At 27.2% G+C, this 13,294-nt stretch carries 14 protein-coding genes and 1 tRNA gene; 4 read left to right on the top strand and 11 right to left on the bottom strand.

Translation table 11 applies throughout. From position 1 onward, the window contains the following. From lptC to BX611_RS10775, 4 genes are read right to left on the bottom strand one after another with little or no spacing between them, the layout of a single operon-like run. The gene (lptC, locus tag BX611_RS10760) at positions 1-561 is read right to left on the bottom strand and encodes an LPS export ABC transporter periplasmic protein LptC (protein WP_115881072.1); all 561 of its coding nucleotides are present in this window, start codon (positions 559-561) and stop codon (positions 1-3) included. 37 nt (positions 562-598) lie between these two features. Next, the gene (locus BX611_RS10765; RefSeq protein ID WP_162880018.1) at positions 599-1,939 is read right to left on the bottom strand and encodes a tetratricopeptide repeat protein; all 1,341 of its coding nucleotides are present in this window, start codon (positions 1,937-1,939) and stop codon (positions 599-601) included. A 33-nt stretch (positions 1,940-1,972) separates the two neighbouring features. Continuing rightward, positions 1,973-3,256: a hypothetical protein gene (locus tag BX611_RS10770; RefSeq protein WP_115881076.1), complete on the bottom strand. Its 1,284-nt coding sequence runs from the start codon at positions 3,254-3,256 to the stop codon at positions 1,973-1,975. A gap of 3 nt (positions 3,257-3,259) precedes the next feature. Next, positions 3,260-3,982: a type III pantothenate kinase gene (locus BX611_RS10775; protein WP_115881078.1), complete on the bottom strand. Its 723-nt coding sequence runs from the start codon at positions 3,980-3,982 to the stop codon at positions 3,260-3,262. Positions 3,983-4,080: 98 nt separating this feature from the next. Here BX611_RS10775 and BX611_RS10780 point away from each other — a divergent pair. Continuing rightward, a tRNA-Phe gene (locus tag BX611_RS10780) sits at positions 4,081-4,156 on the top strand. A 100-nt stretch (positions 4,157-4,256) separates the two neighbouring features. Here the strand turns inward: BX611_RS10780 and BX611_RS10785 are convergent. The 7 genes from BX611_RS10785 to BX611_RS10815 form a co-directional block, all read right to left on the bottom strand. Beyond that, positions 4,257-4,559 carry a hypothetical protein gene (locus tag BX611_RS10785; RefSeq protein WP_115881080.1) on the bottom strand — a complete coding sequence of 101 codons (303 nt, stop codon included), beginning with the start codon at positions 4,557-4,559 and terminating at the stop codon, positions 4,257-4,259. A 204-nt stretch (positions 4,560-4,763) separates the two neighbouring features. Beyond that, complete coding sequence (locus BX611_RS10790) at positions 4,764-5,633, bottom strand: pseudouridine synthase (RefSeq protein ID WP_115881082.1); 870 nt, start codon at positions 5,631-5,633, stop codon at positions 4,764-4,766. A gap of 146 nt (positions 5,634-5,779) precedes the next feature. Then, positions 5,780-6,709 (bottom strand): geranylgeranylglycerol-phosphate geranylgeranyltransferase, encoded by a 930-nt coding sequence (locus BX611_RS10795; protein WP_115881084.1) that lies wholly within the window; start codon positions 6,707-6,709, stop codon positions 5,780-5,782. 70 nt (positions 6,710-6,779) lie between these two features. Further along, positions 6,780-7,706: a mevalonate kinase family protein gene (locus BX611_RS10800; RefSeq protein ID WP_115881086.1), complete on the bottom strand. Its 927-nt coding sequence runs from the start codon at positions 7,704-7,706 to the stop codon at positions 6,780-6,782. A 5-nt stretch (positions 7,707-7,711) separates the two neighbouring features. After that, positions 7,712-8,812 (bottom strand): diphosphomevalonate/mevalonate 3,5-bisphosphate decarboxylase family protein, encoded by a 1,101-nt coding sequence (locus BX611_RS10805; protein WP_115881088.1) that lies wholly within the window; start codon positions 8,810-8,812, stop codon positions 7,712-7,714. A gap of 83 nt (positions 8,813-8,895) precedes the next feature. Beyond that, positions 8,896-9,612: a LytR/AlgR family response regulator transcription factor gene (locus tag BX611_RS10810; RefSeq protein ID WP_115881090.1), complete on the bottom strand. Its 717-nt coding sequence runs from the start codon at positions 9,610-9,612 to the stop codon at positions 8,896-8,898. Beyond that, complete coding sequence (locus tag BX611_RS10815; protein WP_240324966.1) at positions 9,605-10,417, bottom strand: sensor histidine kinase; 813 nt, start codon at positions 10,415-10,417, stop codon at positions 9,605-9,607. Before BX611_RS10815 ends, BX611_RS10810 begins: the two co-directional genes overlap by 8 nt. 468 nt (positions 10,418-10,885) lie before the next feature. Here BX611_RS10815 and BX611_RS10820 point away from each other — a divergent pair, with 468 nt between their 5' ends. From BX611_RS10820 to BX611_RS10830, 3 genes are all read left to right on the top strand, one after another. Further along, positions 10,886-11,242: a MotA/TolQ/ExbB proton channel family protein gene (locus BX611_RS10820; RefSeq protein WP_115881094.1), complete on the top strand. Its 357-nt coding sequence runs from the start codon at positions 10,886-10,888 to the stop codon at positions 11,240-11,242. Between the two features lie 149 nt (positions 11,243-11,391). After that, entirely contained in the window at positions 11,392-12,648 is a 1,257-nt protein-coding gene (locus tag BX611_RS10825; RefSeq protein ID WP_115881096.1) for an alpha/beta hydrolase-fold protein, read from the top strand. A gap of 33 nt (positions 12,649-12,681) precedes the next feature. Then, on the top strand, positions 12,682-13,290 hold the full coding sequence (locus BX611_RS10830; RefSeq protein ID WP_115881098.1) for a thiamine diphosphokinase: 609 nt from the start codon (positions 12,682-12,684) through the stop codon (positions 13,288-13,290). Positions 13,291-13,294: the final 4 nt, after the last annotated feature.

A 13,294-nucleotide genomic window follows, 5' to 3' on the forward strand; every position in this document is an offset into this window, starting at 1 on the left:
CTACTCTTTTAATTCAATAACACCACTTTGATTTTTAATCCACCAAATATTTAAATCTTCTGATGCTTCAAAACCCGTTCCATAAATAGTATCAGTTAATGTATAAAATACAAATCTTTTTTCAGTAAAAAAATAGTGTGTTTTCTGATCCCAAAATATTTCCGATGTTTCTAATTTATTTTTTTTAGCGTAATTAATAATTACAACATTATCTTTTATTTCAGATACTTCTGTTTTACTGTAACTTTTAGCATAATCTCCCTGAATTGTAGTTGAGTCTCCATTTTTTTCAATAGTTGTAATAAAAATACCTTTAGGAAATTCTGAATAAGGGTGATTTTCTCTATTTGCAAAATCCAACATTAATGGCGCCTTCATTTTTACATCTACTCTACCCGAATCTGTATGTTTTAAACTAATATCCAATGCTTCACCAATTGGTAAATTTTTATCTGCTAAAAAATCTCTTACTTCTTTTGCATCATTGGTACATGAAAAAAACATTGCTATTGAAATTACAATAGCAATGTTTCTTACTTTATGTACAATTGATTTTGTCATTTAACAAATATATCAATTATAATATTTTAATTCTAATTTAAGGTACTCTAACTGTTTCATTAATCCAACATCCAATTTTATGGATTGAGCCCGATTTAACACCTGCAACAAATAAATCTTTTGTAGTAGGAATATTATCAGCATAAGAATTTATAAATCTATTTGCAATTGAACTAATACTTGGATCTACTGATTTTGCTTTTCTTGCCTTATTTAAAGCAGCTACATACACCATTCTTTTAGAAACAACATCATCACCACATGAGTTTGCACTTGACGCATACATACTAGCTATTAACAAATAAGCTCTACCCATTGTTGGTTGTAAATCTAAAGCCTGATAACAGTAATTTCTTGCTTCTGATTTTCTTCCTTTTTTTCTTAAAATATCAGCAATTTTATATAAGTATCCTGCTTTTTTATAAGTGTCAGTTTCCTGATCTACGGCTCTTTTAAAGTACTCCATGGCTTTATTAGTTTCCCCGTTTTTCATAAGAATGCCGGCATAAAACACTGATGCATTTGGAGAAGGATCTGCGTGTACATAAGCCTCAACCAACTCATCATATAAAGGATCTTCAGTACATTCTTTATTATACATTCTTGATACAGCTCTTTTCAACCAAACTCCATTAGTTTTATTAGCATCAAAATTCTTTCTGTTAAATGGAATTAAACGCTCACAAGTTGAAATTGAAGCTAATTTTTGATCTAAGCCACCTTCAACTATAGACAAATTCGTCATTAATTGTTGGTATATTTTTCTGTTTTTAGTATCTTTTTTACTTAAACTAGTTGAATCTTTGGCATTAATAACATCAATTTTCTTTGTATAATATTCTCTTTTAAGTTCAATAGCTTCTCCAACCTCATCATAAGTATCAAAAACTCTTTGGGTATCAGAATCTTTATATTTATTTAAAATAATATCAAAAAACTTATAAATATTTTTTGGTGACAATTCAGTAGGATCTTCTTTAAAAGTTTTATCCAACCAACTATACACTTCTTCCTCAGGAGCGCCCTGTTCACCTTTAAATGTAGCAATAGCGTCATAAATACTACCTTTATCTTTAGGATAATGCTCTAATCTTTGGTTGTATACCCTCATTACCAAATCAGCAGCAGCAGCTTTATCAGCTTCGGCAGCATTTTCTAACTTATACTCAGCTATTTTAATACCATATTTATAAATATTAACTGATAATGTTGGACAATTATCCATGCACCACATCCAGTTTTCATAAGCTGCGTCATAATTTTTCGCATTGTAATCTCCCTTAAAAAGATTGTATTTAATAGTACAATCTGCATTAGCCTGCGCAAAAACTATTGGTGTTGTAACTAATAAAAATAATAAGGTAAATAAAAGTCTCATTTTTTTCATTTTTATAATTTTTATAATTTTTAATTAAAATATTTCTCGTTTTTTAAACCATTTATCATTTAGTGAAAAACTTAATCTAAAATTTATATAGTTTTCCTGAACCAAACCTTTGTCAATTTTTCCTCTTTTCCCAAATTCAAAACCAAGATTTAAGTTTGATAATTGATTACTTACTGGTAAACCTACTCCAAAAGATATGCCAAAATCATCTATTGCTGTAAAATCACTATTATTTCCAAGTCCATCAACCATTAACCCTGTCTTTTCTAACTTAACACCCGCTCTATAAGTAACTCTCTCCCAGTAACTTGTAATTGATGTATATTTAGGTGTATAAAAACCTCCTATTGAAATTTTACTATACTTATTATATTTAATTCTTGTATAATTATTAAATATACTTCCTTGAGGATCCAACGCATCTTGAAAACTGTAATCTAAACCTGCAAACCATTTATTATCTTTTCCAACACCTACTCCTAACGAAGTTTTAATTGGGGATTTTAACATTCCCTCACTTTTCGTATTTAAGATTGTATCACGTGGTATTTCTCCAGATGCCAAAGATACAGAATAAATATATTCTTCATCTTCAGTATTTAATTCATTTTCTAAATCAAAATTAGCTCCTAAATGCAAATTCACATTTTTATTTAATTTTGTTTTATATTGAAACCCTCCATTTAAAGTAAATCCTTTAATAGATGATAATGTTTCGTATTTAGATGCCAGAGAAACATCTTTTAGCTGATTTGTAATATTGTTTTCGATTTTACCAAAAATATAATTCCCTTGAAAACCAACACTAAACCCCTTAAAAACCTGTATACCAAATCCTAAAAACACTTTATTTGTTCCTCCTTCGCCATTATATGCTGAAATTTCAGTCAATTCATTATTCGCATCATAAATACTTGATATAAGCGAATAACCTACCGAAGAGTTCGGTAATAAACCAAAAGAAAGGCCTGCATTTTCACCTAACGGAACTCCCATTGCTAAATAGGACAAATATGTTGTACCTCCTTGTTGGGTATCTGTACCATCTTTTGCCCAAATATTTTTGTTTTCTATTGCTAATGAATATGTAGTGAATTTTAAACTAGACAATGAAGCTGGATTTGATAAATTTAATCGAAATTCATCACTTAAAGAAACACCAATACTACCCATACTTGTTTGTTCAACTGTGTTGGTATTATTTTTATCTCCAATCCCAAAAAACGAATATGCCGAAGCATTATTTTTTTGAGCGAAACTGATAATTGATACAAATAGCGTTAATACTACTATTATTTTTTTGATCATTTATTATAAATTATAGGTCAAAATTGTGTTTAATCCTTCTAATAAAAAATTAGGATTGGCAAATATGCCATTTTTTAATTTATTTGACAAGAAATTAACGTCTCCTCCTGTTAAAACTACTGTTAAATCTTCATTTTTTTGTTTATATTGATTAATTGCACCATTTATTTCATTAATTACACCATTTATAATACCTGAATGAATGCTTTTTTCTGTTGAATTTCCAATTAATTCATTAGGAAATTCCGGCACTAAATCAGGTAACTTTTCAGTAAATATATTAAGTGATTTATATCTCATTTTAATCCCTGGTGAAATTGCTCCTCCTAAATAACAGTTTTCTTTATTTACAAAATCATATGTAATGCAAGTTCCAGCATCAATTATTAAAACATTTTTATTTGGGAATTCTGAAACCGCTGCAGCTACCAAGGCAATTCTGTCAACTCCTAAGGTTTTTGGAGTAGAATAGTTGTTTAAAAATGGAATTTTAGTAGAAGAATTTAATAGTATTAGCTTAATTTTTGAATTAATTTTGGCTATTTCGTTTTTTTTTAGAAAACCTACTGAAGAAATAATTGCGTTCTCACAATTATATTTTTCTATTAATTTCAGAAGGCTTTTAACAAAGTTTTCTTTTATAATAACTTCATTATAAACCAATTCACTACAATTAAAAACTGCGGTTTTAATTCTTGTATTTCCAATGTCTACTATTAAGTTCATTCAGATTTTTTAACAAGTTTCAAAAATACAACAGATTTTTTAAAAATTGTTTTGATTAGTATAAAAAATACATTTATATTTGCATCCGCTAACGCAATGGTGCCTTAGCTCAGTTGGTAGAGCAAAGGACTGAAAATCCTTGTGTCCCTGGTTCGATTCCTGGAGGCACCACCATAAAAACCCGAACAATTTGTTCGGGTTTTTTAATTTTAGGATATAAAAAAAGCAGTAAGTTTTAAAACTTACTGCTTTTTTGTGCTTAATAATTATGTTGTTAGTCGTCATCTAAATCTGCATCAAGATCTGCGTCATCAACATTTATATCTAAATCGTCACTTATTACAACCTCATCATCTTCATCATCTTCATGATTTTCCATACTATCAATCAATTCATCACTAATTTTAACTAAATACATGGTATCATCAGTAGAAACTTCAACTGCCTCAACATATTTTCCTTTTGGATTGGTAAATTTTATAATATCTCGAATACCATAACCATCAGGAAATTTTTCCACTAGCAAATTAAGAATTTCAGGAGTTAATTTTTTGTAATCTACTATTATTCGCTTCATAATAAATAAATTATAATTCTAAATTAAAAGTTAAAACTATGCCCTTTTAAAATTTAAGGGTTTTTCAAATATATAAAAATAATTTTATGAAAAAATAAAATTTAACTCATTAATTGTATTTTTTTAATTTACTACATATCAGTATTTTAAATAAAAAAAAGCCAAGTTAATACTTGGCTTTTAATTTGGTGATTTACTATATATCTACAACATTTTTAAGTTGTTAACTTCCATTTCTGTTAAATGACGCCAATGTCCTCTTGGTAAATCTTTTTTTGTTAAGCCTGCAAAAATTACTCTATCTAATTTTACAACTTTATAATTGAAGTGTTCAAAAATTCGACGTACAATTCTGTTTCTACCTGAATGAATTTTAACCCCAACTTCACTCTTTGGTTGGTTTATTATATACGATATTTCATCAACTATAACTTTTCTTTCATCAAGTATAAAACCTTCAGCAATTTTATTTAAATCGGCATTTGAAAGTTTTTTATCCAATGATGCGTGATATATTTTCTGAATATTATGTTTTGGATGTGTTAATTTTTTAGCTAATTCACCATCATTTGTAAATAATAAAAGCCCTGTGGTATTTCTATCCAATCTACCAACTGGATAAATTCGTTCTTTAGAAGCATTACCTACTAATTCCATCACGGTTTTTCTTCCGCGGTCATCTTCCATAGTAGTAATAAAATTTTTAGGTTTATTTAATAACACATATCTTTTTTTCTCAGGACTAATTAAAGATCCATCAAATCTTACTTCATCAGTTAATTTAACCCTATAGCCCATTTCTGTAACTATTTTACCATTTACTGTAGCACTTCCAGCTGCAATAAAAACATCTGCTTCACGACGAGAACAAATCCCTGCATTTGCAATGTATTTATTTAAACGTATTCCATCTACTTCAGGATTACTTATAGTTTGTTTTTTTGGCTTTTGAGAAGAATTATCTCTTTTGTCGTTTGAAAATTTCTTTTTGTTGTCAAACTTTTTTGTAAAAGTATTTTGAGGTTTCTTTTTTCCTGGTTGTCGTCCTCTCGACGAGTTTTTATTTGAATTCATTATTTTAATTTTTTGCAAAAATAACTTTAATCCTTTAATAATCTAATAAATAGAGATATATAAATTAAAAAAGGCAACAAAATTAATACAAAAAATACTATTAAAAATAATAAATAAGGTAATCCAGATAAAAACCAGAAATAATTTTATAAAAGTTTATTAATTATAACAGAATAATCAATTAATGCCAAACTAAAAACACCTGCTAAAATAAGAAGTTTAAGCGCCACATGTAATAATGTATAGTGGCGTTTATTTTTACTAAACCATAAAAAACAAACAAATAAAATCAATACTACAATGCTTACATAAAAATAATACCTCATTCCTCCAATTTCGGGATATTTCAATAAAAAGTAAATTGGATTTAATGTTAACAATGCCAAGAATGTAATTAAAATTTTAGTAAAATATTCTCCATATTTTACAGCAATAGTTTGGTAATTTTTCACAAAATCACCTTTTATTTTTTCTAAATCTTTTATTAATTCTCGTATCAATAAAATAAAAAATAAAAAAGCTGCGTGTGTAAAAATGATTTCAGAAAAATTTTTATAATAAACAAACACTGCAAAAAATGGCAACAATGCCAATACAGCAGCTGAAAACAAACCTGTTAATGGGTATTTTTTTAATTTATGAGAATACAACCAAATTAAAAAAATATAAACTGAAAAAAACAAAGCGGCTCTCCAAGAAACCAAAAACCCAAAACAAACACCTAGAAAATTTAAGAAAAAGTAAATTCTTAATTTAATTTTTTGACTAACAAGTGCATCAATTTTAGATTTTATTGGTTTATTGATTTTATCGGTTTCAAAATCGTAAAAATTATTAATAATATAACCTGCAGCTATTACACAGGTTGTGGCTAATACAATAAAATATAAATCAATATCAAGTAGCACATATCTTAAAGATTTTTCAGGTGAAAAAATAAAAATTGATGCTAAATATTGAGCAATAACAATTAATAAAATATTATAGCCTCTAACCACAGAAAACAAGCTCAACATTTTAACATAAAAAGGTTGATTTTTTTTAGTGTTATTTTTAGCAATTTCTAATAAATCCATCTGTAATAATCATAAAGATTTAAAATCAACTAAGTAATGTAAACCTTATTGTGTAGTAATTAATATTATTTTAAAATCTATAAACCAGTTCCAGTTTATAATCTTTTAATATTTTTTTAGTTTTTTCAAAATTTTCAGTGAAACCTAAAATATAACCGCCTCCACCAGAACCACATAACTTTAAATAATAATCATTAGAGTCAATTCCTTTTTGCCATACTTTATGAAAAGCTGTCGGAATCATTGGTTTAAAATTATCTAAAACTACTTTTGACAGGTGTTTTACATTACCAAATAAAGATTTCATATTTCCATGTAAAAAATCGTCAATACAAGCATCGGTATATTTAGCAAAATCTTCATCAATCATTTTTCTAAAACCTTCGTTTTTCATTTTGTTCATAAAAATAGTTACCATTGGCTCTGTTTCACCAATAATTTCAGAATCTAATAAGAAAACAGCTCCTTTTCCTTCCTTTTGAGATGGAATACCAGTTGCTTCTAAATTATCTTTTGAATTTATTAATATTGGTAAGCTTAAATATGAATTTAAAGGGTCTAATCCTGAACTTTTCCCGTGAAAAAATGATTCCATTTTAGAGAAAATTTGTTTCAATTTTAACAATTTATCTCTTGTTAAATTTTCCAGAACCGTAATTTTATCATCAGCATATTTATCGTAAATAGAAGCAACTAAAGCTCCTGAACTACCAACACCATAACCTTGTGGAATACTTGAATCAAAGTACATACCTTCTTCAATATCTTTTTTAAATTCTACTAACCTAAAAGTTACCAAAGTTGTTTCTAATCCAACTAAATAATCAAAATATTTTTTCAAATTTTCATTTGATTTTTTTGAAACCTCTGATAAATTTTTTGACTTTTTTAAAGCTCCTTGATATGTATTATAAGGAATGGCTAAACCTTTGGAATCTTTAATAATTCCATATTCACCAAAAAGTAAAATTTTCGCGTAAAAAAGTGGTCCTTTCATAAAATTTAAATATTGGATAATTGCTTTGCACCAAACCCAATTCTATCGCAAATATAATGATTTTCTTGACAAAATTGAATTAACTCATTTATTATAAAATTGTTAACACTTTCTTTTTCATTTTCGGGAAACAATATATGTACATTGGCCCCTGCATCTAAAGTAAAACAAATATTTGAGTTGGTTTTTGCTCTAAACTCCCATATTTTATTAATTATTTTTAATGTATTTGGTTTCATTAAAATAAAATATGGATTACTTGTCATCATCATTGCATGTAAACTTAATGCTTCACTTTCTACAATAGCAATAAATTGTTTCAAATCTCCATTTTGAAGTGTCTCTGTAATTTTTGAAATATTATCATTTGCCTGTGAAAACCGTTGTTTTGCAAATGGATGATTGTGCATTAATTTATGCCCAACTGTACTCGACACTTTTTTTTCACCTTCATCAACCAATAAAATAGTATCGTGGTAATTTTTAAAATTTTTATGAATTTTATATGGAAATTTCACTCCAAATAAGTTTGAACTTCCTTCAATTATTGAGTGATTTCCCCAAACAATTAATTCACCTTCAATACTTCTACAAGCACTTCCTGAGCCTAAACGAGCTAAAAAAGAGGCTTTTTTATTGAAATATTCATCCTTCATTTCAGGATTTAATTGTTTTTCAATACTCACAATACACAAAGCCAACGCACTCATTCCACTTGCTGAAGAAGCAATTCCGCTACTATGAGGAAATGAATTTCTAGATTTTATAACAAAATCATATTCATTCAAAAATGGAACATATTGTGCTATTCTTTCAAAAAATTTATTGATTTTTGGTTTAAAATCATCTTTTTTTTCACCTTCAAAATAAATTTCAAAATTAAATCCAGTTTCGCCAGATTGACGGTTTTTCAATTTATAATCTAAAGTGGTTAATGTAAAACAAGCATCCAACGTAAAACTAATTGATGTGTTTTTAGGAGTTTGAGGATCTTGCTTGCCCCAATATTTTACCAAAGCAATATTACTTGGTGTTTTCCATGTTACACTTCCTTCAGTTAATTTTGAAGCATCAAATTCATATAAAATAAAATCGGTTTCTGTCAAAGCAAAAAAATTTCTCCAAATATACTGTTTAATATTTAATTAAAAAGGTAAAACAAAACTTAAATTCATTACTCTAAAAAGTTTTATACATTTTCTAATCTTAGCAATACATCCTTTTTATAACTTCTGCTTATAGGAAGTGCTTTCTTATGAATTTCAATAAACTCATTAGTAAATGATTCAATTTTTGAAATTGAGATAATAAAGGAACGGTGAATTCTTAAAAAATCTGCTTTCGGAAGTTTTGCTTCAATACTTGATATGGTTTCTCGTGTAATAATTACTTTATCCTTTAAATGAAACTTAATATAATCACTAAAACTTTCAATATAATTAATTTCAGAAAAATTAATTTTTACCATTTTCCTATCGGAACGCACAAAAATAAAGTCACTTTTTTCATTTATTATTTCTGAAGTAGATTCAGTAATATTTAATGTGTTTTCACCCAAATATTTATTAACTGCTTGTAACAAACGCTCAAAGGAAATTGGTTTTAGCAAATAATCAACAGCCTGTAAATTAAATCCATCAATAGCGTATTCCCGATAAGCTGTTGTAAAAATTACCTTAATATTTTTATTGATTGATTTAGCAAAGGACAACCCTGAAATTTCAGGCATATTTATATCTAAAAAAATTAAATCTACTTGATTTGAATTTATTTGATTAAAAGCTTCAATGGCATTTTTACAAGTTGCAACTACTGTAACAGCTTCAATTTTCTGCAAATGATTTTCTAAAATTTCACGCGCAATTGGTTCGTCATCTACAATAATACATTTAACTGTTTTACTCATTTTTTAAAATATTTATATTGAAAATTTTTAACGCTACAACAAACCTATTTTCTATAGTTGTTACATTTAATACGTAATTATTTTTATATAATAAATTTAATCTTTTTTTAATATTTTCAAGTCCAATTCCATTTTCATTTTCCTCAATTTCAGAACTTATAACTGTATTTTTTATTGAAAATTCTAATTGATTTTCATTTAAATTAACATCAATATCCACCGTTAAATAACCCTCAATTAAGCTTCCATGCTTAAAAGCATTTTCAACAAATGGAATTAATAACATTGGAGCTATTTGAATTTCTTCTGAAATATTTTTAGACGTAAAATTTACGTTCAAAGTATCTTGAAATCTAATTTTTTCTAATTCAATATATTCTTTAATGTGTAACACCTCTTCTTTTAAACTCACTTTTGGTTTATTTACCTGGTACAAAATATAGTCTAAAAGGTTAGACAACTTCAAAATAATTTCTGGAGTATCTTTGGACTGTTTCAAGGCAAAACCATAAATTGTATTCAACGTATTGAATAAAAAATGTGGATGAATTTGCTTTTTTAAATACTGTAATTCCTGATTTTTAATTTGTAATTGTGTTTCTAATATTTTGTTTTGTAGTTCTTTATTTTTTGAAATGGTTTTGAAATTATTATTTAACAGACTTACAAAACTTACCAAACCTACAATTAAGTAAACTAAAATGAGAATAAAAATATAGTTTCTACTCATAGGTGGCATATTAGTAACATTAAGGTTAGATAAAAAGAAGAAACATCCAACCATTGTAATTACTATTAAATACATTGAGAAAATCAACGTGTATATTCCATAAAGTATAAAAAGAACATATTTTTTAAGCAATAAATACCTAGGAATTAAATAGTAAACTACAAAATAAGTTGTAACCATTGTTACAGGCAATAAAAAACTTGAAAACCAAGTTACATATTTAGAGTTTGTAGAATTGTAACTAAAAAAATAAATAAAAAAGAACCAAACCCCTACCCAAAATAAAAAATGGAAAGCGACAAATTTTGTTTTATTTAATATTGTTAGAAACATCCTTGCAATTTAAAATTTAAAATTTTAAAAACATATTTTTATAGACCAATCACCAATTTTTAATGGGATTTACCAAAACAAACAAGAATCTATAAAAAAACGCTTAAATTTGTTATTAACCAATCTAAATTGGTAATCCATCTTAAATTAAATAATTAGCGTAAAATCAACTTTATATTCGAAGTAATTATAAACTTAAAACTTATTATTATGACACAATTTTTTGACAGGTTAAACGAAGGTGGTCCATTATTTATGTATACCATATTTTTTGTTCTAATTTTAATAATTGCATTAACCATTAAAGGAATTTTAAACAGAAAAAATGATAACTCAAAAACAATTTCATTAATTTCTCAATTCGGATTATTTATTATTGCCTGGGGATTTTTAGGTCAAACCATTGGTTTAATATCTGCTTTTGATGCTGTGCAAGCAGCAGGAGATATTTCACCGGCAATGGTAGCAGGAGGTTTAAAAGTTGCATTACTAACAACTGTATTCGGACTTTTTACTTTTGTTGTTAGCCGAATTGGAATCATAATTTTAACTATCTTAAAAAAGTAAATAATATTAAATTCGTTAGTCTTGATTTCTTTTAGACTAACGAATTTACATAGTAGCTCAGCTATCAATTCCTATTCTTATTTCTATAAAAAAGTAGTGTCTCAAAACAGATTGCTTCTACTTTTACGCTAAAAACTTATTTATTTAAAATGAAAACATTTTTACTTGTTATAATTACCATAATCACTTTTGGTATAAACACACCTATAATTAAGGCTCAAGAAAACTTAAACCCTCATTATTTATTAGAGATTGGTATAGTGGATAGTTTAAATTCTAAAATACTAAATGAACAAAGAAATTTTTGGGTGCAGTTACCTGAAAATTATAACCCAAATAATCCTGAGAAATATCCTGTTGCTTATATTATAGACGGAGGTATTCATTTAAATACCGTGCAAACTGTACAGAACTATTATAGTGGAGGGTATTTTCCAGAAATGATTCTCGTCGGCATTTCAAATAGCACAAACAGAACAAGAGACTTAACCACTTCTCAAGTAAACAAATTCAATTCTACAGAACTAGATGAAAATACCGGTGGTGCAGAAAAATTCACCCAATTTATTGCACATGAACTAATCCCTTATATAGACCGTAAGTACGCAACAACTTCTTATCGCACTTTAATTGGACATTCATACGGCGGTTTATTTACTATAAATACCTTAATAAATCACCCATATCTTTTTGAAAATTATTTAGCAATCGACCCTAGTTTAGATTGGGATCATCAAAAATTGTTAAATGAAGCCAAAATTAAACTTCAAAATGAAAACTATCGTGGAAAATCTCTTTTTATATCTTTAAACGGACAATTGCATATGCAAAATAGTGACATTACAATTAACAATGTAATGCAAGATACTTCAGACTTCACACTATTTGCTCGTTCCAATATTACATTCTCAAATATTGTTAAACAAAACGAAAAAAATGACTTATTTTTTGAATGGAAATTTTATCCAAAAGACATTCACGGTACCATAACTTTACCATCTGTTATAGATGGTTTAATAGCAGTTTTTGATTGGTTTCAAATGGAAAACACCTCTAAAATAAATTCATTTGACACACCAAAAGAAGAAATTTATAACATTATAAAATATCGAGCAAAAAAACTTAAAACTCATTTTGGCTATGCCGTACCGCCTTATCCTGCAGACCTCTTAAATATGTCTGGTTATATGAACCTAGATATGCAACAACCAGAAAAAGCAAAAATGTACTTTGAACAAGCTATAAAATATTATCCAAAAAATCCAAATGTTTACGACTCTATGGCTGATTATTATGAATCTCAAAACGATCAAAAAAACGCTATTAATTATGTTTCAATAGCTTATGTTATAAGTGGAAATGACATTTACAAGCAAAGACTAAAAAAGCTTCAACAAAAAAACTAATTTATATGGTCTTTTTCATTATTTTTGCTGTCTATGAAAACGAAAAAAGCATTTATTTTACTAAACGGCTCGGAACCTTCAAATTTTCCAGACCTAAGTAATTACGATATTGTATGTGCTATAGATGGTGCATACAATTATTTTGAAGCTAAAAATATTACACCAAATTTAGTTACTGGAGATTTTGACTCTATTAATACTATTCCAACAACAGTTGAAGTAATTAAAACTCCCAATCAAGAATTTACTGATTTTGAAAAAGCCTTACAAATTTTAAAACAACGCGGCTATTCTCATATAGATGTTTACGGTGGAAGCGGAAAAGAACATGACCACTTTTTAGGAAATATTAGTACTGCTTTACAATGGAAAATGGGTTTATTAATTTCCTTTTTTGATGATTTTGGTAAATATTTTTTTATTGAAGATAGTATTATTTTAACTAATGTAAAAGGGAAAAACATTTCATTAATTCCTTTTCCAACAGCAAATGGAATTGTTACAAAAGGTTTAAAGTACCCTTTAAATAATGAAACTTTATCTTTTGGAGAACGCATTGGCACCCGCAATAAAGCTAGTGATGATACTGTTCTTATTTCGTTTGAAAATGGAGACTTATTAATTTACATAAGTCATAATTAAAGCC

This window comes from Lutibacter oceani, assembly GCF_003384935.1.
GTDB lineage: Bacteria > Bacteroidota > Bacteroidia > Flavobacteriales > Flavobacteriaceae > Lutibacter > Lutibacter oceani.

Coding starts and splice junctions, on each gene's coding strand:
- lptC (WP_115881072.1), bottom strand. CDS start 561: ATGACAAAATCAATTGTACATAAAGTAAGAAACATTGCTATTGTAATT.
- BX611_RS10765 (WP_162880018.1), bottom strand. CDS start 1,939: ATGAGACTTTTATTTACCTTATTATTTTTATTAGTTACAACACCAATA.
- BX611_RS10770 (WP_115881076.1), bottom strand. CDS start 3,256: ATGATCAAAAAAATAATAGTAGTATTAACGCTATTTGTATCAATTATC.
- BX611_RS10775 (WP_115881078.1), bottom strand. CDS start 3,982: ATGAACTTAATAGTAGACATTGGAAATACAAGAATTAAAACCGCAGTT.
- BX611_RS10785 (WP_115881080.1), bottom strand. CDS start 4,559: ATGAAGCGAATAATAGTAGATTACAAAAAATTAACTCCTGAAATTCTT.
- BX611_RS10790 (WP_115881082.1), bottom strand. CDS start 5,633: ATGAATTCAAATAAAAACTCGTCGAGAGGACGACAACCAGGAAAAAAG.
- BX611_RS10795 (WP_115881084.1), bottom strand. CDS start 6,709: ATGGATTTATTAGAAATTGCTAAAAATAACACTAAAAAAAATCAACCT.
- BX611_RS10800 (WP_115881086.1), bottom strand. CDS start 7,706: ATGAAAGGACCACTTTTTTACGCGAAAATTTTACTTTTTGGTGAATAT.
- BX611_RS10810 (WP_115881090.1), bottom strand. CDS start 9,612: ATGAGTAAAACAGTTAAATGTATTATTGTAGATGACGAACCAATTGCG.
- BX611_RS10815 (WP_240324966.1), bottom strand. CDS start 10,417: ATGTATTTAATAGTAATTACAATGGTTGGATGTTTCTTCTTTTTATCT.
- BX611_RS10820 (WP_115881094.1), top strand. CDS start 10,886: ATGACACAATTTTTTGACAGGTTAAACGAAGGTGGTCCATTATTTATG.
- BX611_RS10825 (WP_115881096.1), top strand. CDS start 11,392: ATGAAAACATTTTTACTTGTTATAATTACCATAATCACTTTTGGTATA.
- BX611_RS10830 (WP_115881098.1), top strand. CDS start 12,682: ATGAAAACGAAAAAAGCATTTATTTTACTAAACGGCTCGGAACCTTCA.